The organism is Micromonospora sp. NPDC048909 (assembly GCF_040649635.1).
Lineage (GTDB): Bacteria > Actinomycetota > Actinomycetes > Mycobacteriales > Micromonosporaceae > Micromonospora.
This window is the reverse complement of record NZ_JBEZFU010000007.1, coordinates 324,896-347,780: the sequence shown is the minus strand read 5'-3', so window position 1 is coordinate 347,780 and position 22,885 is coordinate 324,896. Positions and strand designations below refer to the sequence as shown.

Annotated in this window: 19 protein-coding genes; 12 read left to right on the top strand and 7 right to left on the bottom strand. The window is 72.7% G+C overall.

Annotation, left to right across the window (positions count from 1 at the left end):
- The first annotated feature begins 8 nt into the window (after positions 1–8).
- The gene (gene ugpC, locus AB0C04_RS21385) at positions 9–1,217 is read left to right on the top strand and encodes a sn-glycerol-3-phosphate ABC transporter ATP-binding protein UgpC (RefSeq protein ID WP_357057216.1); all 1,209 of its coding nucleotides are present in this window, start codon (positions 9–11) and stop codon (positions 1,215–1,217) included.
- A gap of 102 nt (positions 1,218–1,319) precedes the next feature.
- Here ugpC and AB0C04_RS21380 read toward each other — a convergent pair whose 3' ends face one another.
- Positions 1,320–2,420, bottom strand: coding sequence for a winged helix DNA-binding domain-containing protein (locus tag AB0C04_RS21380; protein WP_357057214.1), 1,101 nt, complete (start codon positions 2,418–2,420; stop codon positions 1,320–1,322).
- A 128-nt stretch (positions 2,421–2,548) separates the two neighbouring features.
- On the opposite strand from AB0C04_RS21380, the gene AB0C04_RS21375 reads away from it, so the two are divergent.
- Positions 2,549–2,935 (top strand): hypothetical protein, encoded by a 387-nt coding sequence (locus tag AB0C04_RS21375; RefSeq protein WP_350872928.1) that lies wholly within the window; start codon positions 2,549–2,551, stop codon positions 2,933–2,935.
- Between the two features lie 354 nt (positions 2,936–3,289).
- Positions 3,290–3,907 (top strand): NAD(P)H:quinone oxidoreductase, encoded by a 618-nt coding sequence (gene wrbA / locus AB0C04_RS21370; RefSeq protein ID WP_357057211.1) that lies wholly within the window; start codon positions 3,290–3,292, stop codon positions 3,905–3,907.
- Between the two features lie 121 nt (positions 3,908–4,028).
- On the opposite strand, the gene AB0C04_RS21365 is transcribed toward wrbA, so the two are convergent.
- The gene (locus AB0C04_RS21365; RefSeq protein WP_357057209.1) at positions 4,029–5,972 is read right to left on the bottom strand and encodes a chorismate-binding protein; all 1,944 of its coding nucleotides are present in this window, start codon (positions 5,970–5,972) and stop codon (positions 4,029–4,031) included.
- A gap of 252 nt (positions 5,973–6,224) precedes the next feature.
- Here AB0C04_RS21365 and AB0C04_RS21360 point away from each other — a divergent pair, with 252 nt between their 5' ends.
- From AB0C04_RS21360 to AB0C04_RS21350, 3 genes are all read left to right on the top strand, one after another.
- Complete coding sequence (locus AB0C04_RS21360) at positions 6,225–7,637, top strand: FGGY family carbohydrate kinase (RefSeq protein WP_357057207.1); 1,413 nt, start codon at positions 6,225–6,227, stop codon at positions 7,635–7,637.
- Between the two features lie 98 nt (positions 7,638–7,735).
- A complete protein-coding gene (locus AB0C04_RS21355) occupies positions 7,736–10,222 on the top strand; it encodes a nitrate- and nitrite sensing domain-containing protein (protein ID WP_357057205.1) in 2,487 nt (828 codons plus the stop codon).
- A 5-nt stretch (positions 10,223–10,227) separates the two neighbouring features.
- Positions 10,228–10,641, top strand: a complete 414-nt coding sequence (locus AB0C04_RS21350) for a roadblock/LC7 domain-containing protein (RefSeq protein WP_350872965.1) — start codon at positions 10,228–10,230, stop codon at positions 10,639–10,641.
- A 138-nt stretch (positions 10,642–10,779) separates the two neighbouring features.
- Here AB0C04_RS21350 and AB0C04_RS21345 read toward each other — a convergent pair whose 3' ends face one another.
- The 3 genes from AB0C04_RS21345 to AB0C04_RS21335 form a co-directional block, all read right to left on the bottom strand.
- Entirely contained in the window at positions 10,780–11,241 is a 462-nt protein-coding gene (locus AB0C04_RS21345; RefSeq protein ID WP_357057203.1) for a nuclear transport factor 2 family protein, read from the bottom strand.
- Positions 11,242–11,246: 5 nt separating this feature from the next.
- Positions 11,247–11,378 (bottom strand): hypothetical protein, encoded by a 132-nt coding sequence (locus AB0C04_RS21340; RefSeq protein WP_357057201.1) that lies wholly within the window; start codon positions 11,376–11,378, stop codon positions 11,247–11,249.
- A gap of 344 nt (positions 11,379–11,722) precedes the next feature.
- On the bottom strand, positions 11,723–13,045 hold the full coding sequence (locus tag AB0C04_RS21335; RefSeq protein ID WP_357057199.1) for a GH1 family beta-glucosidase: 1,323 nt from the start codon (positions 13,043–13,045) through the stop codon (positions 11,723–11,725).
- Positions 13,046–13,891: 846 nt separating this feature from the next.
- On the opposite strand from AB0C04_RS21335, the gene AB0C04_RS21330 reads away from it, so the two are divergent.
- Positions 13,892–16,786 carry a glycoside hydrolase family 48 protein gene (locus tag AB0C04_RS21330; protein WP_357057299.1) on the top strand — a complete coding sequence of 965 codons (2,895 nt, stop codon included), beginning with the start codon at positions 13,892–13,894 and terminating at the stop codon, positions 16,784–16,786.
- A 352-nt stretch (positions 16,787–17,138) separates the two neighbouring features.
- Here the strand turns inward: AB0C04_RS21330 and AB0C04_RS21325 are convergent, their stop codons facing one another.
- Positions 17,139–17,846, bottom strand: a complete 708-nt coding sequence (locus AB0C04_RS21325; protein ID WP_357057197.1) for a DUF3159 domain-containing protein — start codon at positions 17,844–17,846, stop codon at positions 17,139–17,141.
- A 72-nt stretch (positions 17,847–17,918) separates the two neighbouring features.
- Between AB0C04_RS21325 and AB0C04_RS21320 the strand changes: the two genes are divergently transcribed.
- Positions 17,919–18,806 (top strand): phosphatase PAP2 family protein, encoded by an 888-nt coding sequence (locus AB0C04_RS21320; RefSeq protein ID WP_357057195.1) that lies wholly within the window; start codon positions 17,919–17,921, stop codon positions 18,804–18,806.
- A gap of 6 nt (positions 18,807–18,812) precedes the next feature.
- On the opposite strand, the gene AB0C04_RS21315 is transcribed toward AB0C04_RS21320, so the two are convergent.
- The gene (locus AB0C04_RS21315) at positions 18,813–19,265 is read right to left on the bottom strand and encodes a YbhB/YbcL family Raf kinase inhibitor-like protein (RefSeq protein WP_357057193.1); all 453 of its coding nucleotides are present in this window, start codon (positions 19,263–19,265) and stop codon (positions 18,813–18,815) included.
- 122 nt (positions 19,266–19,387) lie between these two features.
- Between AB0C04_RS21315 and AB0C04_RS21310 the strand changes: the two genes are divergently transcribed.
- From AB0C04_RS21310 to AB0C04_RS21295, 4 genes are all read left to right on the top strand, one after another.
- Positions 19,388–20,056, top strand: a complete 669-nt coding sequence (locus tag AB0C04_RS21310) for a maleylpyruvate isomerase N-terminal domain-containing protein (protein ID WP_357057191.1) — start codon at positions 19,388–19,390, stop codon at positions 20,054–20,056.
- Between the two features lie 725 nt (positions 20,057–20,781).
- Entirely contained in the window at positions 20,782–21,372 is a 591-nt protein-coding gene (locus AB0C04_RS21305; protein ID WP_357057189.1) for a YeeE/YedE thiosulfate transporter family protein, read from the top strand.
- Positions 21,372–21,788, top strand: a complete 417-nt coding sequence (locus AB0C04_RS21300; RefSeq protein ID WP_357057187.1) for a YeeE/YedE thiosulfate transporter family protein — start codon at positions 21,372–21,374, stop codon at positions 21,786–21,788. The genes AB0C04_RS21305 and AB0C04_RS21300 overlap by 1 nt, the downstream gene beginning before the upstream one ends.
- Before the next feature lie 68 nt (positions 21,789–21,856).
- Entirely contained in the window at positions 21,857–22,801 is a 945-nt protein-coding gene (locus AB0C04_RS21295; protein WP_357057185.1) for an RNA polymerase sigma-70 factor, read from the top strand.
- Positions 22,802–22,885: the final 84 nt, after the last annotated feature.

Sequence of the window (22,885 nt, the reverse complement as noted above, 5' to 3'; positions counted from 1 at the left end):
TGACAACAATGGCTGACATCGTGCTGGACAAGGTGAGCAAGCGGTTCCCGGACGGGACCGTCGCGGTGCAGGACGTCGACCTGGAGATCGCCGACGGCGAGTTCGTGATCCTGGTCGGCCCGTCCGGCTGCGGCAAGTCCACCACCCTCAACATGATCGCCGGGTTGGAGGACATCAGCTCCGGCGAGCTGCGCATCGGTGGCGACCGGGTGAACGACAAGGCGCCCCGCGACCGGGACATCGCCATGGTCTTCCAGTCGTACGCCCTGTATCCGAACATGACCGTGCGGGAGAACATGGCGTTCCCCCTGCGCCTGCAGAAGCTGGACCGGGAGACCATCAACGCCAAGGTCGACGAGGCGGCCAAGGTGCTGGAGCTGACCGCGCTGCTGGACCGCAAGCCGGCCAACCTCTCCGGCGGGCAGCGGCAGCGGGTGGCCATGGGCCGGGCGATCGTGCGGCAGCCGAAGGCCTTCCTGATGGACGAGCCGCTGTCCAACCTGGATGCCAAGCTGCGGGTGCAGATGCGCACGGTGGTGTCTCGGTTGCAGAAGCAGCTCGGCACCACCACCGTCTACGTCACCCACGACCAGACCGAGGCGATGACCCTCGGCGACCGGGTGGTCATCATGCGCGGCGGCGCGGTGCAGCAGGTCGGCCCGCCGCAGGAGCTCTACGACCACCCGCGCAACCTCTTCGTGGCCGGGTTCATCGGTTCGCCGTCGATGAACTTCCTGCACGCCGCCGTCGAGGACGGCCGGCTGCGGACCGCGCTGGGTGACGTGCCCGTCGGCGACCGGCTCCGCCGCGAGCTGGAGGCCGCCGACGCCCCTCGGGAGCTGATCCTCGGCATCCGCCCGGAGCACTTCGAGGACGCCGAGCTGGTCGACGAGGAGACCCGGCGCCGGGGCATGGAGTTCGAGGCGCCGGCGGAGATCGTCGAGTCGATGGGCTCGGACAAGTACGTCTACTTCACCGTGGAGGGGGAGCGGGCCAGCGCCGCCGAGCTGGAGGAGCTGGCCGCCGACGCGGGCGCGGCCGACCTGACCGGGGCGGGCGCCAACCTGGTGACCCGGTTGTCGGCGGAGTCCCCGGTGGCCGAGGGGCAGCACCGTCGGGTCTGGTTCAACCTGGAGAAGATCCACCTCTTCGACCCGGCCAACGGCCGCAACCTCACGCTGCACGAGGGTCGGGCCGCCGGCGCGCTCGCCGACTGAGAACCTCCACACGCGGGGCCGGCGGGGCACGAAGCCCCACCGGCCCCACGCGTTGCCCCCGTCGCGCTGTCACCGTGAACCATGAGATCGAGTCGGGCGGGGTCAGGCCGGCCAGTCGACCCGCAGCTCCAGGCCGAGGAACTCGGCGTAGCGGCCGAGGGCGTGCTCGACCCGGGGCCGGTCGACCGGTGCCAGCGGGCGCACCACGACGGTGACCCGATCACGCCCGACGCTGCGCTTCCAGGTGCCCACCACCCGGCCGTCGAGCACCACCGTGGCCTGGAAGACGCCGTTGCCGCCCGGCACGATCGCGTCCCGGTGCGCCGGGTCGAGCATGAGCCCGCGGTCCTTGTAGCCGAGCAGGTATTCGTCGAACCCGGGCAGCGCCAGCAGGTCGTCGACCGGCGCCCGGGGCGCGTCCAGCAGAGCGGCGTCGACCAGCATCTCGACCTCGTCGACCCGCACGGCGGCGAGGGCGTCGCCGGCCGCGGCCAGGCCCCGCCGCGCGTCGGTGAGGGTCAGCCCCGTCCAGCCGGCGAACTCGCGGTCGGTGACCGGGCCGTGCGAACGCACATAGCGGTGGGCGAGGGTGGCGAGCGCGGCATCACGCTCGGGCCGGTGCGGCTCGGGCGCCCACTCGTCGAGCAGCGCGAAGGTCTGCTCGGTGCCGATGCTCGGCGCCAGACAGGTCACCCCACGCACGCTCGCGTACCAGAGGAGGTGGTAGCCCCGCTGCCCGCTGGTGCCGATGCCGGCGGCGTCCAGGGTGGCCAGGCACTGGGCCCGGGTGAGCCGGCCCCCGCCGGCCAGCGCGCTGCCGAGCAACTCCACCGCCCGCTCCGCGTCGGTGTCGCTGAGGCCGAGTTGCGCGCGGCGGGTGGCGGCGGGGGCCAGCGACCGTACGCCGGTGAGCTCCAGCATCCAGCGCGCGTCGCGGGGCGGGACGAGGTGCACGGTGCCCCGCATCGGCCAGGTGCGCAGCGCCTCCCGCCGTTCCAGCGCGGCCTGCACGTCGACCTGGGTGATGGTGGGCAGTCGGGCGCCCAGTGACCAGAGCCCGCTGGCCAGATCCTGGGCCTGCATGGCGCCGAACCACTCGACCACCTCGGCCACCGTGCCCGGCCCGGCGGTGGGATGGGGGCGCAACAGCAGGCTGGTCATCCGCAGGGCGAGCGCCTCGCTCGCCGTGAGCTGCACGGGCATTGGCCGCCTCTCCCCGGTGGTGCCGCCAGCCTAGGCCTGCCCACCGACACTGCTGGGGAGGCATATCGGCCGGGGGAGTGGGGATGCCGCGGCGGAATGCGCGCGTCGCGCGTGCGGAAGGGAGAGCCATGACTGCGTCCAGCGAACCGATGCGGGGCGGCGCGCCGGCCCGTTCCCGGGCCGATCGGGGCACCCCGGCCAAGACCAGTGCAGCTGCCACCTTTTCCCTGGTCTTCGGGGTGGCCGCCCTGGTGTGCACGCTGACGGCCATCCTGGCGTGGGCAGGGATCATCCTCGGCATCATCGGGATCATCGTCGGCATCTTCGGGCTCCGGATGGCCGCCCGGCCGGGTGTGACCGGGCGGGGGGTGACCATCGGGGGTCTCGTGCTCAGCGTTCTCGCGCTGATCCTCGGTCTGGTGTTCATCGCGGGGGTGGCCACGTTCCTCAACAACGAGGGGGCCGTGGACCGGTTGCAGCAGCAGGTCGACGACCTGCGCGGCCGGGTCACCTGATCCGTGGGGGAAGTGCGTGACGGGACCGGACGTCCCGGACGGGTGCGCGGGTGGCGGCGCCTATCCGTCGCCGCCCCGCAGCCCCTGATCGCGCTACGCCGGCCTGATCGCCGGCGGAGCGCGATCCCCCGTTCAGGTTCACCGGCGCGGGGCGGCGGGCGGCTCCCACCGGCGCCGGTGCGATCAGGATCCCCGAGTGCCGGGCGCCCGAGACCCGGCACACATCGGAACTTGCGGAAATCTTGAGTAACAGCAAGCAACGCTCGCGTGACGGAGGGCGACGTCGTGCGGCGTTTGTCGGGGCAGGTGACGGGTAGTCGCGGGAGCTGACCGAGTCGGAAGGGGACACATCTGATGGCTGCCCAGACCAAGGTGGCGGTGATCTACTACAGCGCCACCGGCATCACCTACCAGATGGCGCAGGCCGCCTGCGAGGCCGCCGGCGACGCGGGCGCGGACGTCCGGCTGCGAAAGGTGCGCGAGCTGGCGCCCGCCGAGGCGATCCGCTCCAACTCCGGCTGGCAGTCGCACCATCTGGAGACCCAGGACGTGCCGGAGGCGCAGATCGACGACGTGGCCTGGGCCGACGTGGTGATCTTCGGCTCGCCGACCCGGTACGGCATGGTCGCCGCCCAGCTCAAGCAGTTCATCGACACGACCGGGCCGCTCTGGGCGCAGGGCGCGCTGGTCAACAAGGTCTACTCCGCCTTCACCTCGACGGCGACGTCGCACGGCGGCCAGGAGACGACCCTGACCTCGCTCTTCTCGGTCTTCTACCACTGGGGCGGGATCGTGGTCACCCCCGGCTACACCGACACCAGCCAGTTCATCGCCGGCAACCCGTACGGCGCGTCGCACACCAGCAACAACGGCGAGATCGCGCCGGACGACATCGCGCTGACCGCCACCACGCTCACCGCCCGGCGGGCGGTGCAGATCGGCGCGGCGCTGAAGAAGGGCCTCGCCGGCTGAGCAGCCGCTGGCCCGGCGGCGCCAACCGGCGACCCGCCGGCACGTCGACCCGGTGACCGGACGGGGGCTCTCGACCCGTCCGGCCACCGGTCGACCCAGCCGTACCCGCGTTCGGGCCGGACTATGCCGCCCCGGGCACCGACGGACCGGCGCCGGTGAACCCCGTCGGCACCGGCGTGGGCGCCGCCGGCAGCAACCGCCCCAGCAGTTCGGCCAGCACGGCCAACCCGTCCGGGCTGAGCACCGACTCGGGATGGAACTGCACCCCGGCGAAACCCGCACCGCGCAGCGCGTGCACCGCACCGTCCGTGGCGTCGCGGGCCAGCTCGACCGGGCCGTACCCACTCTCCAGCCGGTCGCTGTCGGCGCGAGCCGTGAAGGTGGCGTAGAAGCCCACCCGGCGCGGCGTGCCGAAGACCTGCACCTCCCGCTGCAAGCCCTGATACGGCGCCGCACGCCGGTGCAGGGGCAGGCCGAGCAGCCCGGCGAGCAGCTGGTGCCCGAGGCAGACCGCGAGGACCGGGCGTCCCGCCGTGAGCAGCCCGGCGAGCAGCCCGCGCAGCGCCAGCATCTTCGGCTCGGTCCCGCTGCCCGGGTCGCCCGGCCCCGGGCCGACCACCACCAGGTCGTGGTCGTCCGGCTGGCCGGGCGCCGACCACGGCCGTACCGTCACGGCGAGGCCGAGCGCCCGCAGCTGGTGGGCCAGCATGCCGGTGAAGGTGTCCTCACCGTCGACGATCAGCGCCGTGCGGCCGGCCAGCCCGGGCAGCGCGGCGGCGCCCGGCGCCCGCTGGTCCAGCCAGAAGCGGGACAGCGGCGCGTTGCGGGCGGCGAGCGCGGCGCGTACCGCCGGATCGTCGGCGAGGCGGACCGTCGTCCCCCGGCCGGCGCCGTGCGCCTGCGGGCCGAGCCCGAGCGCGGCCAGCACCCCGGCGGCCTTGGCGTGCGTCTCCGCCACCTCGCCCGCAGCGGTCGAGTGCCGGACCAGGGTGGCCCCCACCGGCACCCGCAGCGCGCCGGTGAGAGAGATCTCCGCGGTGCGGATCAGGATCGGCGCGTCCAGGGTCTGCCGCCCGGCGTCGTCGTGGCCGAGCAGGGCCAGCACTCCGGCGTAGTAGCGCCGCCCGGTGTGCTCGTGCCGGGCGATCACCCGGCAGGCGTTCTCCATCGGGCTGCCGGTGACGGTGGGCGCGAACATCGTCTCGCGCAGCACCTCCCGCACGTCCCGCGAGCCCCGACCGGCGAGCAGGTACTCGGTGTGCGCCAGGTGGGACATCTCCTTGAGGTACGGGCCCACCACCTGGCCGCCGTGCTCGGCGACCGTGGCCATCATCTTCAGCTCCTCGTCGAGCACCATGTACAGCTCCTCGACCTCCTTCTGGTCGGCGAGGAAACGCAGCAGCGCGGCGCGGTCCGGCGCCGCGCCGGCGTGCCGGAAGGTCCCACTGATCGGGTTCATCATCACCAGGCCGTCGTCGACGCTGACGTGCCGCTCCGGGCTCGCTCCGACCAGCACCCGGTCGCCGGTGTACACCACGAAGGTCCAGTACGCGCCGCGCTCGCGCAGCAGCAGTCGGCGCAGCGCGGCGAGCGCCGCCGCCAGCGGCGAGCCCTGCACGGTCGCGGTCAACGTCCGGTGGATGACGAAGTTGGCGCCCTCGCCCCGGCCGATCTCCTCGGCCAGCACCCGGCCGACCGTGGCGGCGTACTCGTCGTCACTGACGTCGAACGCCGCGTCGACCGTACGCACCGGGGCGTCCGGCAGCGCGGCCAGTGCCTCGGTCAGGCCGACGCGCTCATGCCCGGTCACCAGCAGGCACTGCAGCGGCGCACCGTCGTCGACGCAGGCGAAGCCGCGTTCGGTGATCTGCCGGTAGGGCACCAGGGCCAGCGTCCGGGGCCCCGGTGCGTCGTCGGGCAGCGGGATCTCGGCCAGCCGGTCGACCGTGCGAACCGGGCCGGTGAACAGTTCCACCTGGTCGGCTTCGGCGCGGCGGACCAGCGCGAACGGGCCAGGGTCGGTGCCGCCGGACACGGCGGCGAGCAGGTCGGAAAAATGGTTCATCGGAGTCTCCTGAGGCCGGGCGCCGCCGGCGGGGCGGCCCCGGGGCCGGGAGATCCGGCGACCGCCTCGACGGGCGGCCGCGTGGGAAAGCTACGCGCGGAGGGTGGCCGCCGGGTCGGCGGGCCACCAGCAGGTCAGATGCGCGAGCATGCGACCAGCCTACGCGGCGGACCGGCCGCGGGGAAGCCGATCCGGCGTACCCCGGGGCGGACGCGGCTTGGGCGCGGCGCGCAGCGGGTAACTTGACCGGCGATGAACACTCTCGCGCTCGACCTGGGCACCTCCTCGGTACGCGGGCTGGTGCTGGACGAGGACACCCAGCCGTTGCCGGGTGCCCTGGCGCGGCGCAAGGTGAGCCTGGCCATCGGCGACGACGGCACCGGCACCCTGAACGCCCGCGCCTACTTCGCCTGCCTGCTGGAGTGCCTGGACGAGTTGGCCGACGCCGGGCACCTGCGCGACGTGACGCTGGTGGCGGTCTCCGGGCAGTGGCACTCGGTGATCCCGCTGGACGGCGGGGGGCAGCCGCTCGGCCCGGTGCTCACCTGGCTGGACACCCGCCCTGAGCCGCTGCCGTCGGCCACCGGCCCGGCCGACCCCGACGACTACCACCAGCGCACCGGCACCTGGTGGCACCGCACGTACTGGTCGGTTCGGCTGCCCTGGCTGCGCGAGCGCGCCGGCAGCCGGGTGACCCGCTTCGCCGGCCTGGTCGAGTACGTGCTGGGTGAGCTGCTCGAGGCGGCGCCGATGTCCATCTCGCAGGCCTCCGGGACCGGCCTGCTCGACCTGTGCACCCTCGACTGGGACGACGAGGCGCTCGCGTTGGCCGGCGCCGGCCTTGGCGAGCTGCCCGAACTGGCCCCGCTGGACTGGCACGGGCGGCTGCGCAAGGAACACGCGAAGCGCTGGCCCGGGCTGGCCGAGGCCCGCTGGTCGGCGCCGGTGGGCGACGGCGCGGCGTCGAATGTCGGCTCGGGGTGTGTCGACCCGACCCGGGCGGCGGTCACCGTCGGCACGTCCGCGGCGGTGCGGCTGATGCAACGGCTGCCGGCCGGCCAGGCGCAGCCCCGGCTGCCCGAGCGGCTCTGGCGCTACCGGGTCGACCACGACCACGTGGTGACCGGCGCCGCGTACTCCTCCGGCGGCAACCTGTTCGCGTGGGCGAAGCGGGAGCTGCGGCTGCCCGCCGGCGCCGAGTTGGACGCGGCGTTGGCGCTGGTGCCGGCCGGCGGGGGCCTGCCGGCCGACCCCCGTCTGGGCGGTGACCGCCCGCCGGGGCTGGCCCCGGCCGGCTCCGGTGAGCTGCGCCGGCTGAGTTTCGGCACCACGGCGGTGGACATCCTGGCCGGGCTCATGCAGGGCCTGTGCGAGATGGTCGCCGAGGACCTGCGGGTGATGGAGTCCACCATCGACCGGCAGGTCGCGGTGGTGCTGGGCGGCGGCGCGGTGGCCGCGTCGGTGTGGTGGCGGCAGGCGTTCGCCACGGCGCTCGCGCCGCGGGCCGTGTCGCACCAGCGCAACCCGGAGATCGGTGCGACCGGTGCGGCTTTGGTGGCGCTCGGACGGTTGGGAGCGGCGGTCGACCTAGCCGACATCGGCCGGACGGATGAGCTGGTCCTGCCGACCACGACAGGACCGTCCCGCCCGCAGTATCCTTCCTGAACACCTGCCTCGGTCGAGCCGTTGACACGGCCTCCCGGCCTGGTTGGATGGACTCCGCTCCCCAGGCGCGGCGGACGCGAGGGGCGGAGGAGGCAGGTGTGGGCGTAGGTGCGGACCCGGCGCGCGGCGCGGTGTCCAACCATCGCCGGCGTCGCTTCGACGTCCGGGTCGTACCGCACCGGCGCCGCTCGCCCTTGCGACTGCGCGACTGGCGGATGCGGACGAAGCTGGCCACCGTCCTGATCGTCCCCTCGGTGGCGTTCCTGGTCCTGGCCGGTGTGCAGACGCAGGCCCTGGTGGGGCGGACCACCGCGCTCGGCGACTTCGCCGAGCAGGTGGGCATCGGTCGGCAGATCACCGTGGCGGTGCACCGGATCCAGCAGGAGCGCGACCGCTCGGCGGGCGAGCTGGCCGAGCTGCGCCGGGTGGGCGGCGTGGCCGACCGCGACGCCGCGATCGACGCGCTGGAGCCGCTGCAGACCGCCTCCGATCAGGCCATTCAGGACCTGCGTCGGGCGGCCGTGCCGTTGGCCGACGCGGATGCGTCCTGGCGGGTCGCGTACTCGGAGGTGCTCGAGGCGTACGACCAGGTCATCTACATCCGGCCCACGGTGCCGCCGGCGGTGCTGAGCAGCGACACGATCCTGAGCAACTACCACCGGGCCATCGACGCGCTGCTGAACCTGCTGGCCGAGCCGACGCCCGGGCCGGACCGCCCCGCGCTCAGCGACGCGGTGCTGCGCTACGTGCAGCTGGCCCGGGTCAAGGAGCTCTCCTCCCGGATCCGCGCCGAGCTCTACGCGGCCGCCCGGGCCGGCCGGTACGGCCCGGAGGACCAGGTCGTCCTCTCCGATCTGCGCGCCCAGCAGCTCACCGCGATCGGCGCGTTCCGGGTCGCCGCCAGCAGCGACCAGATCCGCCGCTACGACCAGACCTCGGTGAACCCGGCGTTCGTCGCCGCCGCCCGGCTCGAGGAGCAGAGCCTGCCGACCGGTGACGCCGCGCCGGCGGTGCTGCCCGCCTCGCAGTGGTGGACGGCGAGCGAGGAGCGGCAGGAGCTGCTCCAGCAGGTCGAGGCGGGGGTTCTGGACGACGCGGTCCGGCAGGCCGACGAGGCCAGCTCCGGCCAGCTGCGCGCCACCCTGCTGGTGGTGGGCGGGATCGTCGCGGTGCTGCTGGTCGCCCTGCTCATCTCCATCCTCATCGGCCGATCGCTGGCCCGTTCGATGCGGCTGCTGCGCAGCCAGGCCCTGCGCATCGCCCAGGTCGAGCTGCCGGACGCCCTGGACCAGCTGCGCACCGTCACCGGCGGGGTGCCCGACATCGAGGTCGCGCCGGCGGTGGTCCGCTCGCTCGACGAGATCGGTGAGCTGGCCGAGGCGTTCGTCGCGGTGCACCGCAGCGCGGTCAGCGTCGCCGTCGAGCAGGCGATGATGCGGCGCAACGTCAACGCCATGTTCGTCAACCTGGCCCGGCGCAGCCAGGTGCTGGTGGAGCGGCAATTGGAGCTGCTGGACGACCTGGAGCGCGAGGAGAGCAACCCGGACCAGCTGGAGAACCTGTTCAAACTGGACCACCTGGCCGCGCGCATGCGCCGCAACGACGAGAGCCTGCTGGTGCTGGCCGGCACCGAGTCCACCCGACGGTGGCAGCAGCCGGTCGGCCTCGGCACGATGCTGCTCGCGGCCGCCGCCGAGATCGAGCAGTACCAGCGGGTCCGCCACGAGTCCGTGGCCGAGCTGCACATCGTCGGTCACGCGGTGGGGGAGCTGGTGCACCTCCTGGCGGAGCTGCTGGAGAACGCGACCGCCTTCTCCCGGCCGGACACCACGGTCTCGGTCACGGCCCGCTCCGTAGGGGCCGGCGCGGTCATCGAGATCGTCGACCGGGGCCTGGGCATGAGCCCGGCGGCCCTGGCCGAGGCGAACGCGGTCCTCGCCAGCCCGCCGGCCGCCGACGTGGCGACCGTCGAGCGGATGGGCCACTTCGTGGTCAGCCACCTGGCGGCGCGGCTCGGCGTACGGGTGCGGCTCGACGGCGGGCAGGACGGGTTGGTGGCCGTGCTCAGGCTGCCCGCGCAGTTGCTGGCACCGGCTCCACCGATGTCGTTGGACCAGCCGGTGCCGGCGCGGATGCTGGCCACCGCGGCGGAGACCGCCACCCAGTCCGACCTGCCGGTGGCGGGTCGCCGACCGGCGGTGCCCCGCCAGGTCCGACCGGTGCCGGTGCGGGCCGAGAACGTGCTCGCCCCGGCCGCCGAACCGGCGGGCGGCAGCGGCTGGTGGTCCCGGCAGGGCACGGCCGCGGCGGCGCAGCCGGCACCGGCCACGCCGCCGTCGACCCCGGTGACCGGCGGCACCAACGCGCGCGGTCTGCCGGTCCGGGTACCGATGGCGCAGCTCGCCACGGTCACCCGGTCGGCCCGCCCGGAGCCGGCGCCGTCCCGGCACGAACCGGACCCGGAGGCGGTCGGCGGCATGCTCTCCCGCCTCTACGGCGGGGTGCGGCGCGCCGAGGCCGAGGACACCACCGAATTACCCGTGCCGCCGCTGGGCGAGCACAGTGAAGGAGGACGACGACAGTGACGACGTTGAGTCAGGAGGCGCGGGACCTCAGCTGGCTGGTCAGCGGCTTCGCCGAGCGGGTGCCCGGCGTGGCGCACGCGGTGGTGGTCTCCTCCGACGGACTGCTGGTGGCGATCTCCGATCACCTGCCCCGGGACAACGCGGACAAGCTCGCCGCGGTGACCTCCGGGCTGATGAGCATCACCTCGGGTGCCGCGCAGATGTTCGACGGGGACGTGGTCAAGCAGACGGTGGTCGAGATGGGCCGCGGCTACTTCCTGGTCATGCAGGTGCGCGACGGTTCGATCCTGGCCACGCTCGCCGCGGCCGACGCCGACATCGGCGTGGTCGGCTACGAGATGGCCCGGCTGGCCAAGCAGGCGGGGGAGATGCTCACCCCGGCGCTGCGCGCGGAGTTGCAGCAGGCGCTGCCCCGCTGACCGGAGCCGGTCCCGGGTCGGTCGGACCCGGGACCGGGCAGCGCTCTCTCAGACGCTGCTTGATCCGTACGTGCATGTTGTCTGCCGATGAGAGTGCGTGTGACGGCGGTCCTGCCGTGAGGCGAATCGCGGTTTGGGCTACGCCGGGTCCCGGCTGAACAGTTGCACCCAGGCGCGGTGGGTGAAGCGCCAGCCGGTGTCGGTGCGGACGAACTTGTCGTGATCCTCGCCGACGAGCCAGGGCGTGCTGATCGGCCGGCCGTGGGCGTCGTCGAGGTACACGGTGAGCACCGTGAGCCCTTCGGCAGTGTCACGTCCGTCGGTGTCGACGCCGGTGGCGACGAAGCGCATGTTGGACGCCAGGTGCCGGATGCCCGGGTAGGGGTTGTTCCGGTCGAGTTCCTGGCCCCAGGCGCGGATCGCGTCACGGCCCCGGTAGGGCTTACCGATGTCGAGCACGCCGTCTTCGGTGAAGAGTTCGAACAGGGTGCCGGCCTGGCCGGCGTCGACCCGCCAGCCGCTTTCGCCGACGAGGCGGGACAGGCTCAGATGGTCGGCGTCACCGACGAGACCGGGCAGGAGGGATCGCTGGTCGCTCATGTCGCTCACCACGTCTGCTCCGCTGCCCAGACGAGCATCTCGTTGACCGCGAGGTGTCGTTTGCGGGTGACCAGGTAGGCGACGGCGTCGGCGATGTCCTGTGGGCGTAGCAACACCATGTCTCCGATCTGCCGCACGACCGCCTCCCGTACGCCATCGCGTAGCTGCGAGGTCAACTCGGAGTCCACCGTTCCGGGCGCCACCAGGCCGACGCGTACCTGGTCATTTCGGCATCCTCCGACAACACTCTAGAAGCGGAGGGCCGTCCGCATACACGTCAAGCACAAGCGGAGCGTGCTCCGGTAGTAGGGCACGGTGGAGGACCGGGTGATCGAAGAAGCAGGGGGTCGCCTGCGACGCGAAGATCAGACATCGGCGACGCGGGTCAGCGCGGGGCATTCGGTGCCACCCCGCACCAATCCGCAGGTCGCCAGGCTGGACGCTCGCGCCCTTGCCTCTCAGCAATGGGGCGACGATGTTCTCAGAGACCGTTGTCGGCGATCACCGCGCGGTACCAGTGGGCGCTGCGCTTGAGGATTCGGCGCTGGGTCGGGTAGTCCACGTACACGAGGCCCCAGCGCTGGTCGTAGCCCTCGGCCCACTCGAAGTTGTCCAGCAGCGACCAGACGTGGTAGCTCTCCAACGGCACCCCGGCGGTCAGAGCCCGGTGCACGGCGGCCAGGTGGTCGCGCAGGAAACTGATCCGCCCGGCGTCGTCCACCGTGCCGTCGGCGTCGAGGGTGTCCGGGGTGGGCAGACCGTTCTCGGTGACGGTGAGCGGCACCGGCCCGTAGTCGCGGGTGACCCGGGTCAGGATGTCGTACATGCCGTCGGGGTAGATCTGCTGCCATTCGGCTTCCGAGGTCGGCCAGCGTGGCAGCGTGCCGCCGTCGGCGGTCACGTAGATCGGGGTGTAGTACTGCACCGCGAGCAGGTCGACCGGGGAGGCGATGACGGCCAGGTCCCCGTCGGCGATGCCGCGGGCCAGCCGGCTCTGCGGCCCGAGGTCGGCCAGCACGTCCTCCGGGTAGCGGCCGGTGAAGACGGGGTCGAGGTAGAGGCGGTTCTCGTAGCCGTCATAGAGCCGGCTGGCGGCGGCGGCCTCGGGCGAGTCGTCGGCCGGGTAGCAGGGGTGCAGGTTCAGCGCGGGCCCGATCCGGGCGCCAGTGGCGGTGGCTCGCAGCGCCCGTACGGCCAGCCCGTGGGCGAGCTGGAGATGGTGGGCGACCAGGTAGGCCGCGTCGGGGTCCTGCCGGCCCGGGGCGTGGTGCCCCTGCAGGTAGCCGTTCTGCACCACCGTCTTCGGCTCGTTGATGGTCAGCCAGTTCGGCACCTGGTCGCCGAGGGCGCGGAACACGGCGTCGGCGTAGTCGGCGAACCGGTACGCGGTGTCGCGCGCCTCCCAGCCGCCGGCGTCCTGCAACGCCTGCGGCAGGTCCCAGTGGAAGAGCGTGGCCATCGGGGTGATGCCCCGGTCGTGCAGACCGTCGACGAGCCGGCGGTAGAAGTCCAGGCCGCGCTGGTTGGGGGCGCCGGTGCCGTCGGCCTGGATGCGGGGCCAGGAGATGGAGAACCGGTAGCTGCGCAGCCCGAGGTCGCGCATCAGGTCGAGATCCTCGCGGTACCGGTGGTAGTGATCGGCGGCCACGTCGCCGGTGTCGCCGTTGCGGGTACGCCCCGGCGTGCGGCTGAAGGTGTCCCAGATGGACTCACCCCGGCCGTCCTCCTTGGCCGCCCCCTCGATCTGGTAGGCCGAGGTGGCCGCACCCCAGCCGAAGCCGGGCGGAAAGCTCAGGACCGTCATGGTTCTCCTCGTGGTTACGGGCCCCCCGCCCGAGGGCCGGGAGCGCTCCCATCATAGGGCAGCCGCCGCCGGCCGGGCACCCGGCGGGGGCTGGGCGGGTGCGGCGGCGCGCTAGGAGGTCGGGAGCCCGGACAGCGAGCGAGGCCGGCCGGGCGGCGCGGTGCGCCTGTCCCGTCGGCCTCTTTTCCCATCGTGTACGGGCGGTTAGTGTGGGGACGGGGGAGGGCAACCCCCGTCCCCACCATTGCTGCACACGCACGGGCGGAATTGGCGTCCTGCCGTACGTGTCGCGCGGGAGCCGGGCCACGCGAGTGGCTTCGGATCCACCTCCCTCCGGTTGGCGGGATGATGGCTGACGGCGGTGTCCGGGCTGGCCCGCCGTCGGCCTTCGGGCTGGTCCCCGAGCCCGTCAGAGACGAACTCGACAATCTTCCAGTTGGACCGTCATCGATGGAAGCGCTCCCATCGATGATGCTGCGACTGTAACGCCCGTCACGGCTTTGTGAAAGACCCAAAACGAGATCGAAACATGGAGCTGGTGGAGAGCCTCTGCGGCTTGTTGTGGGAGCGCTTCCATGCAACACTGTCGATTCAGCGCGACAGGGAGCCAGTTCGCGCGCAAAGGCGGGTTCGCCGAGGGCAGCCGGCAGATCCGGTACGGCAACCACGCAGCCGGCGGGACCGGTGTCCCGGTGAGGGCCGCCCCCGCCGCACCCCCGACCGGGCCGGGGCGACCACCTACCCGGGCGACCGTGACCCCACCGCACGCCACCACCCGCGCGGCACGGCGCCCCGCCGGGGCAGCACCCCGGCCTGGCCCGAGGAGACACCGCGCACATGAGAAACCTGGCCCACCGCCGCCGGCTGGCGATGCTCGCCGCCGCCGCGCTGGCCGTCGTCGGGGTGACCGTCCCCGCCGGCGCCGCCCAGGCCGCACCGGCCTGCGACGTGGTCTACGCGACCAACGACTGGAACAACGGCTTCACCGCGAACGTGACCATCAGGAACCTCGGCGACCCGATCAACGGGTGGACGCTGCAGTTCGCCTTCCCTGGCGACCAGCGGGTCACCCAGGGCTGGTCGGCGCGGTGGAGCCAGACGGGCAACCAGGTCACCGCCACCAGTGAATCCTGGAACGGCAACCTCGGCACCGGCGCCAGCACCAGCGTCGGCTTCAACGGGTCGTACACCGGCAGCAACCCCAAGCCGACCTCGTTCTCGGTCAACGGCGTGACCTGCGGCGGCACTGCCCAGCAGCCACCGACGGTCGGGCTCACCGTGCCGGCCGGCCCCTTCGAGGCCCCCGCCGACGTGCCGCTGACCGCCACCGCGAGCGACCCCGACGGAAGCATCGGCAAGGTCGAGTTCTACCGCAACGGCCTGCTGGTCAACACCGACACCACCGCCCCCTACGGCTACACCCTGGAAGACCTGCCGGCCGGGTCGTACACCGTGCAGGCGAAGGCGTACGACAACGCCAACCTCAGCGCCACGGCCGAGCGGTCGTTCGCGGTGTCGCCGGCGTCCGGCCCGGTTCTGGTCGCCACCCCGTCGGCGGTGAGCGTCACCGAGGGCGGCACCAGCACCGTCACCCTGAAGCTCAGCGCCGCGCCGCCGGCCAACGTCCCGGTCTCGCTGACCCGCACCGGTGACGCCGACCTCAGCGTCTCGCCGGCGAGCGTGACGTTGACGCCGGCCAACTGGAGCACCGGGGCCACGGTGAGCGTCGCCGCGGCCGAGGACGCCGACACCATGGGCGGCACCGCCACCCTCACCGCCTCGGCCACCGGGTACGCGCCGCTCGCGATCACCGCCACCGAGATCGACAACGACACCCCGGGTGGTGGCGACAACGAGTACACCGAGCGGTTCCTCGACCAGTACGGAAAGATCAAGAACTCCGGCTACTTCAGCCCCGAGGGGGTGCCGTACCACTCGGTGGAGACGCTGATCGTCGAGGCGCCCGACCACGGGCACGAGACCACGTCCGAGGCGTTCAGCTTCTGGCTCTGGCTGGAGGCCCAGTACGGGCGGGTGACCCAGAACTGGGCACCGTTCAACAACGCCTGGACGGTCATGGAAAAGTACATAATTCCGACGCACGCCGATCAGCCGACTGCCGGCGCGGCGGGCACCCCGCAGTACGCCGCCGAGCACGACCTGCCCAGCCAGTACCCGTCGGCGCTGGAGGCGTCGGTGCCTGTCGGCCAGGACCCGCTGCGCGGCGAGCTGCAGTCCACCTACGGCACCGGCGACATCTACGGCATGCACTGGCTGATCGACGTCGACAACACCTACGGCTTTGGTCGCTGCGGCGACAAGACCACCCGTCCGGCGTACATCAACACCTTCCAGCGCGGCACCCAGGAGTCGGTCTGGGAGACCGTTCCGCAGCCGTCCTGCGACACCTTCACCGCCGGCGGCCGGTACGGCTACCTCGACCTCTTCGTCAAGGAGTCGGCCGCGCCGGCCAAGCAGTGGAAGTACACCAACGCCCCGGACGCCGACGCCCGCGCCGTGCAGGCCGCGTACTGGGCGCTGACCTGGGCCAAGGCGCAGGGCCGGCAGGCCGACGTGGCGGCCACCGTGGCCAAGGCCGCGAAGATGGGTGACTACCTGCGGTACGCCATGTTCGACAAGTACTTCAAGAAGATCGGCAACTGCGTCGGGGCCAGCAGCTGCCCCGCCGGCAGCGGCCGGGACTCCGCGCACTACCTGCTCTCCTGGTACTACGCCTGGGGCGGCGCGTACGAGACCAGCCAGAACTGGTCCTGGCGGATCGGCTCCAGCCACAACCACTTCGGCTACCAGAACCCGTTCGCGGCCTGGGCGCTGACCAACACCCCGGAGCTGAAACCGCAGTCGCCGACCGCGGTCACCGACTGGACCAAGAGCTTCGAGCGGCAGCTGGAGTTCTACACCTGGCTGCAGTCCGCCGAGGGCGGCATCGCCGGTGGCGCCACCAACAGCTGGGGCGGCAACTACGGCCAGCCGCCGGCCGGCACGTCCACCTTCTACGGCATGTACTACGACGTCGACCCGGTCTACAACGACCCGCCGTCCAACCAGTGGTTCGGCATGCAGGCCTGGTCGATGCAGCGGATCGCCGAGCTGTACCTGCAGACCGGCAACACCCGGGCCAAGGCGCTGCTGGACAAGTGGGTGCCCTGGGCCATCACCAACACCACCCTGGGCGCCAACTGGTCGATCCCGTCCGACATGCGCTGGACCGGCCAGCCGACCACCTGGAACCCGACCAACCCGCAACCGAACACCAACCTGCACGTCGAGGTCATCAGCAAGGGCCAGGACGTCGGCGTCGCCGCCGCGTACGCCCGGACCCTTATCGCGTACGCGGCGAAGTCCGGTGACGCGGCGGCGAAGACCACCGCCAAGGGGCTGCTCGACGCCCTGCACGCGGCGAGCGACGCCGAGGGCGTCTCGACGGTGGAGAAGCGCGGCGACTACCGGCGCTTCGACGACGTCTACGACGCGGGCACCGGGCAGGGCCTCTACGTCCCGCCGGGCTGGACCGGGACGATGCCCAACGGCGACGCCATCGCCGCCGGCAAGAGCTTCCTCGACATCCGCTCCTTCTACAAGAACGATCCGCAGTGGCCCAAGGTGCAGGCGTATCTGAACGGTGGGCCGGAGCCGGAGTTCAGCTACCACCGGTTCTGGGCCCAGGCCGACGTCGCCATGGCGTACGCCGACTACGGGGCCCTGTTCCCCAACGGCTGACCCCCGAGCCGGGGTGGGCGGCCCAGGCGCCCGCCCCGGCACCGGTCGGGGCCCCGGGGCACGCCGGGCCCGACCGGCGGGCGGCCTGACACCCACGGTCAGGCCGGGGTGGGCCGGCCATCCGGCCGACGCAGCGGGTCGGCCGGCCCACCCCACCGCCCGGACATGAACCCGGCGCGAAAAAGCCCGCAAAAAGAGGCCGTCACGGGATCACGCGTCGGACCGTGACGGAGTAACGTACGTCACCGGAGAGGCCGCTCCCCCCGTGGCGGCCTCTCCCTTTATGTGCTGGTCCCCGCGCTGTTCTCCCCGTGACGCCCGCGCAGCCGGGTCGACGGCCGGCCGTCCGCCGTCAGCGGCTTTCCGCCGCCTGCTGGTCGCCGTCGGTGGCGGTGACCGGGTGCCGCAGCCCGGGATGGCCGGGCGGCAGCGACCGCCGCACCACCACCCAGCTCAGCGCCAGCGCCGCCGCCACCAGCGGCCAGGTCAACGCGACCCGGGCGACCACCAGCGCGACCACCTGACCGCCGAGGTAGAGCGGCACGAACACGGCCACCCGCAGCAGGTACGTCGCGGTCCACACCCAACTGCCCCGCCCGTACGCGCGCAGCAGCGCCGGATCCCGCCGCCACCGGCTGCGCTGGCCGAGCGCTGCGCCCACCACCACCCCCAGCAGCGGCCAGCGCAGCACGATGCTGACCGCCCAGGCCAACGCGCTCGCCGCGTTGGAGAGCAACTGGAGCAGGAAGAAGTCGGCGGCCCGACCGGTCCGCAGGGCGATCAGCGCGGCCACGCAGACGGCGAGCAGCCCGATCAGCACCGAGCGCGGCCGGTCGCCCCGGCGCAGCCGCCAGCCGGCAACCGCGGCGCCGGTGACCACCGCCGCGCCCACCCCGGCCCAGATCGACTCACCGCCGAGCAGCCAGCCGGCGGCGAACGCCACCGGCGGCAGGGTCGCGTCGATCGCGCCGCCCCGGCCGCCGAGCAGATCCGCGAGCGACTCCGGCCGGCCGGTATCCGGCTCCGGCGGGCGGGCATCGTGCTCCGGTGTGGCGCCCACGTCACCTCCTCACGTCGCCTAAAATTTAGCGGTCGGCCCACTGGCCGGTCCGGGCCGGCCAATCGCTACGGTGTGCGGGTGCGAGCGACGGCGCGGGGTTGGACAGCGGTCTGGTTGGTCCTGTTCGCCCTGATCCAGGCGGCCGCCTTCCTCGCCGTGTGGCGGGTGGCCATGCACACCGGCGTCGGGCAGTGGCTCGACACGGTGGCGCTGACCGGCAACCGGATCGGGCAGGACCGCATCGACGGTCCGGTCGACCAGCTCCTCAACGCCATGTCGGTCGTCTCGCTGCTGGCCGCGACCGCGGTGATCGGCTTCATCGCGCTGATGCGCGGCCGGATCGCGTTGGCGATCACCGCGACCCTGCTGATCGCCGGCGCCAACGTCACCACCCAACTGCTCAAATGGGGCCTCTCCCGCCCCGACTTCGGCATCGACCTGGAACGCGTGTACGCGGGCAACAGCCTGCCCAGCGGGCACACCACGGTCGCGGCGTCGGTGGCGGTGGCCCTGGTGCTCGTCCTACCGGCCAAGATCCGGGCGGTCGGCGCCTTCATCGGCGCCGGCTACGCGGCCGTCGCCGGGGTGGCGACCCTCTCCGCCGGATGGCACCGGCCCAGCGACGCCGTCGCCGCCTTCCTGGTGGTCGGCGTCTGGGCGGCGCTGGCCGGGCTGGTGCTGCTGATCACCCAGCGCGAACAGGCCCAGTTCTCCGCCGGCGACGCACACCGGGCGGCCGCGACGGTGCTCGGCGTGGGCGGCGTGCTCGCCCTGGTCGCCTCGGGGGTCGCCCTGGCCTGGCTGGTGGACCTGCGCGGGGTCGACCCGGACGAGCTGGGCCGACGCGCGCTCTTCGCCGGCTACGCCGGCAGCGCCACCGGCATCGCCGGAACGATGGCCGTGGTGATGGCACTGGTCCTCGCCGTGGTGCACCGGCTGGTGCCCCGCCACAAGGGTTGAGGCTGCTCAGCGGGCGTACAACCCCACCACGGTCCCGCTGGCGAACTCGTGGCCGGTGATGGCCTGGTGCACGTCCGCCGCCTGCGGCGCGTCCGGCAGTTCCAGCGGGCGGTTCAGCGCCCAGAGCCGGAAGAAGTAGCGGTGCGGGTCGTCGCCGCGCGGCGGCTGCGGCCCGCCCCAGCCGATTTCCCCGAAGCCGTTGGGCCACTCCCGGCCGCCCGAGGGCACCACGCCCTCGCCAATCCCGCCGGAGACCGGCCGGATGCCGGTGACCAGCCAGTGCAGGAACGGCTCACGCCCGGCGTCGCGATCCTCCACCAGCAGGAGCAGCTCGTTCGCTCCCTCGGGCACCTGCCCCCACTCCAGCGGCGGCGACACGTTGCCGCCGTCGCGGGCGAAGCGGTCCGGCAGCAGGTCGTGGTCGTTGAACGCGGTGCTGCGCATCATGATCCCGGCCATCGGTGGCGCCCCCTCACTCGGTCCCGGTCGCGCGTACCCGCCGGATCGGCGCCGAAACGGCCGGAGCGCGGGGCGCGGCGTCGTGAGAGGGTACGGGCGGCAGCCGGACGGGGGGAGCAACGGTGGAGACGGTACGGGCGGCGTTCCGGGACGAGTGCGCGCGACTCGGCGAGGTGCTGCGTGGTCTCGCCGAGGCGGACCTGGACCGGCCCACCGACTGCCGGCCCTGGACCGTACGAGAGCTGCTCGCCCACGTCCGCACCGGCGCCGGCCGACTCACCGACATGCTCGCCGCGCCCGCCCCGGACCGGGCGGAGGTAAACGCCGCCGGCTACTTCGGCGCACCGAAGTTCACCTCCGACGTCGACGCGGCCCGGATCGACAGCGGGCGGCGGGAGGCGCGACAGCTCGACGGCCCCGCGCTGGTGGCCGACTTCGACCGGGCCTGGCGGGCCGCCGACGCGGCGGTCGCCGTCGCGCCTGCCGACCGGGTGGTCCGCACCCGGCACGGCGACGCGATGAGCCTCACCGAGTTCCTGCGTACCCGGGTGGTGGAGGTCGGTGTGCACGGCCTGGACCTCGCCGCGGCGCTGCACCGCGAGCCCTGGTTCACCCCGGCCGCCGCGGAGGTGGTCGCCGACCTGCTCGCCGGAGGGCGACCGGTCCCGGTCGAGCTGGGTTGGGACCGGCTGACGCTGATCCGCAAGGCGACCGGGCGGGCGCCGCTCACCGACCGGGAACGGGCGGTGGTCGACGCCGCCGGCTTCCGCTGGCTCTCCTTCGGCGGCTGAGCGGTTTCTGTCCGCCCCGGACGACGGACGTCCGTCCGCGCCCAGGTCGAGGCAGGCCCGGGGCGAAGCCATTGATCAGGTGGGGTTCGACTTGATCACCCCGGTATCGCTAATCGCCTATTCGGTATGTAAGCTCGCTGACCGAGACCTACCCCTCCAGCTCATGCCATCTCGCCCAATAGCCCCGGGTGACGCTGGCCAGATCGGAGCAACATGGGCTGCTCACACGCTCAGGGCTGTCCGCTCTTCCCGCTGCTCAACGCAAGCTTGCGTAACTGGCGCGACCACTACTGCGACAGTGCCGAGGGTTGGCAGACGTGCGCTCGGTACCAGCTGTCCAGGACGGGCCGGCTCGTGCCGATCACCCTCCTCCCGAACGGTTCCGACGCGTTGCACCTGCGAGGCGCCGCCGCCGCTGGCTCGGCGGGGACCAAGACGCCGCAGACACCGACGTCACGGCTCGGTCCGGGCTCCTCGCAACGGTTCGAATCGCCGGCGGTGCCGGCCCGGCAGCCCGACCCGGTACCGGTACCCACCCAAGGCCTGAACACCGGACCAGCCCCGCAGGGCCCCCACCCCGCCGGAACCCCATCGACCCCACCGGCGCCTCGGCGGGTCCGGTGGTGGACCCGACTAACAGATTGGCTGGCGACCTCCGCATGACTGGATACTGGCCGTGGTGGGCGGGGGCCGCCGGGCTCGCCCTCACCACCATCAACTACGCCGTGACGACCGATCGATCCTTCGGGGTGTCCGGCGCGTGGGACCGTGTGCTGCACTGGCGCGCCGAACGCCGTGTCGAACGGGTGAACGCCCAGTTCGCCGACGAACGTGTCCTCGCCGACGCTCTCGCCGTGGCCACCGCCGACCAGTTCGGAGCGGGTTCGCCTGCGCCTGCCGCGCCTCCCGCTCCGCACGGAGACGCGCGGACACCGGGACAGGAGGTGCGACCGCCGACGGCGGTGAGCTCCTCGATGGCGAGCATGCTCCCGGCGCCCTTGGTCAGCCAGGCCGCCCTGCTTCTGTCAATCTTCGTCGGCGGGTGGGTAGCGGCCGTTACCGCCGGCAGATTCCAGCTCCGCCTCGACATGGGCGACGCCTTCGGCCGGATCGTGACCGACAAGCCGATCGCAATGATCGGCACACTGTTCGTCGGCGGTGTGCTCGTCGGCTTCGGCACCCGTCTCGCCGGAGGGTGCAGCAGCGGTCACGGGCTCAACGGCTGCGGCCGACTACAGCCGGTCAGCATCGTCGCCACCGCCGTCTTCTTCGGCACCGGCGTCCTCGTGTCATTTCTGCTGTGGAAGGTGATCTGATGCGTACCCGGGGCGGGATACTCGTCGCCAACATCATCGCCGGGCTTGCCCTCGGCTTCACCGTCACGAACATCGGCTTCGCTGACTACGCCGAACTGAACCGCATGTTCACCTTCCAGGATCCTCGCATGTTCCTGGCCTTCGCCGGCGCCGTAGCGATCATCGTCGTGGTGTTCGCCGTACTGCGTGTCCGCCGCAACCCGGGACGCATCCACGCCGGCGTGATCCCCGGCGCGGTGCTGTTCGGTACCGGCTGGGCGATCTCGGGTGGCTGTCCGGCGATCCCGATCGTGCAGGTCGCCAGCGGGTACCTACCCGCCCTGGTCACGATCGCCGGCGTTGTCGTCGGCATCCGGCTCTGCCGCTGGGCCAACACGAGGTACTTCCACCTCGACAGCGGGTCCTGCGAGCGGTAGCCGGCAGGGGCTACTCGACCGACACCGCCATCGCGGCCGAGTCGCGCCGCTCGGGCTAGGATCCAGCCGTGCCCCTGATGGCGAACGACGTCGACCGGTTCGAGGCCTTCCGGCCCCGCCTGGAGGCCATCGCCTACCGCCTCCTCGGCTCCGCCGCGGAGGCCGAGGACGCCGTGCAGGAGACGTTCCTGCGCTGGCAGGCCGTCGACGTCGACCGCATCGAGGTCCCCGAGGCCTGGCTGACGAAGGCCCTCACCAACCTGTGCCTCAACCAGCTCACCTCCGCGCGGGCGCGCCGCGAGACCTATGTGGGCGAGTGGCTCCCCGAGCCGCTGCTCGGCGGGGACCCGATGCTCGGCCCGGCCGACTCCGCCGAGCAGCGCGAATCGGTCTCGTACGCGGTCCTCACCCTCATGGAGCGCCTCTCGCCCAACGAGCGGGCGGTGTACGTGCTGCGGGAGGCCTTCGACTACCCGCACCGGGAGATCGCCGAGATCCTCGACATCAGCGAGGCCGGCAGCCAGCAGATCCTGCACCGTGCCAAGAAGCGCATCGCGGACGGCAAGGCCCGCGCCGAGATCGACAAGGCCGCCGCCCGGCGGATCGTCGAGGAGTTCATGGCGGCCACCACCAGCGGCCAGATCGAGCCGCTCGTACGCCTGCTCACCGCGGACGCCGTTTCGGTCGGCGACGGCGGTGGAAAGGTCCCGGCCCGCGCCAGGGCGATCGAGGGCGCCGTCGCGGTCGCGAAGTTCCTGCGGGGCCTGTTCAAGCCCGGCGAGGCCAAGCGCGTCCTGCTCGGCGGCGCGGTCGAGATCTACGCCTGGACCGCCAACGGCGACCCCGCCGTCGTGGCCGTCGTGGACGGCCGGGTCATCGGCGTCATGTGCCTGGAGGTCACCGCCGAGGGAATCGCGGCGTGCCGCAACCAGGTCAACCCTGACAAGCTCGAACGCGCGACCGCGCACTGGGCGGCCGCCGAGCACGGGGAGCCCCTGTTCCGGGCCTTCTGACCCGTACGTGAGCTGCTTCACATCGCGCTGCTGTCAGGAAACGGCGGGCCGCCCGGTTCATAGGGCAAGCCCGCGCAGACAGGA

Coding starts and splice junctions, on each gene's coding strand:
- ugpC (WP_357057216.1), top strand. CDS start 9: ATGGCTGACATCGTGCTGGACAAGGTGAGCAAGCGGTTCCCGGACGGG.
- AB0C04_RS21380 (WP_357057214.1), bottom strand. CDS start 2,420: ATGCCCGTGCAGCTCACGGCGAGCGAGGCGCTCGCCCTGCGGATGACC.
- AB0C04_RS21375 (WP_350872928.1), top strand. CDS start 2,549: ATGACTGCGTCCAGCGAACCGATGCGGGGCGGCGCGCCGGCCCGTTCC.
- wrbA (WP_357057211.1), top strand. CDS start 3,290: ATGGCTGCCCAGACCAAGGTGGCGGTGATCTACTACAGCGCCACCGGC.
- AB0C04_RS21365 (WP_357057209.1), bottom strand. CDS start 5,972: ATGAACCATTTTTCCGACCTGCTCGCCGCCGTGTCCGGCGGCACCGAC.
- AB0C04_RS21360 (WP_357057207.1), top strand. CDS start 6,225: ATGAACACTCTCGCGCTCGACCTGGGCACCTCCTCGGTACGCGGGCTG.
- AB0C04_RS21345 (WP_357057203.1), bottom strand. CDS start 11,241: ATGAGCGACCAGCGATCCCTCCTGCCCGGTCTCGTCGGTGACGCCGAC.
- AB0C04_RS21335 (WP_357057199.1), bottom strand. CDS start 13,045: ATGACGGTCCTGAGCTTTCCGCCCGGCTTCGGCTGGGGTGCGGCCACC.
- AB0C04_RS21315 (WP_357057193.1), bottom strand. CDS start 19,265: ATGGCCGGGATCATGATGCGCAGCACCGCGTTCAACGACCACGACCTG.
- AB0C04_RS21300 (WP_357057187.1), top strand. CDS start 21,372: ATGCGTACCCGGGGCGGGATACTCGTCGCCAACATCATCGCCGGGCTT.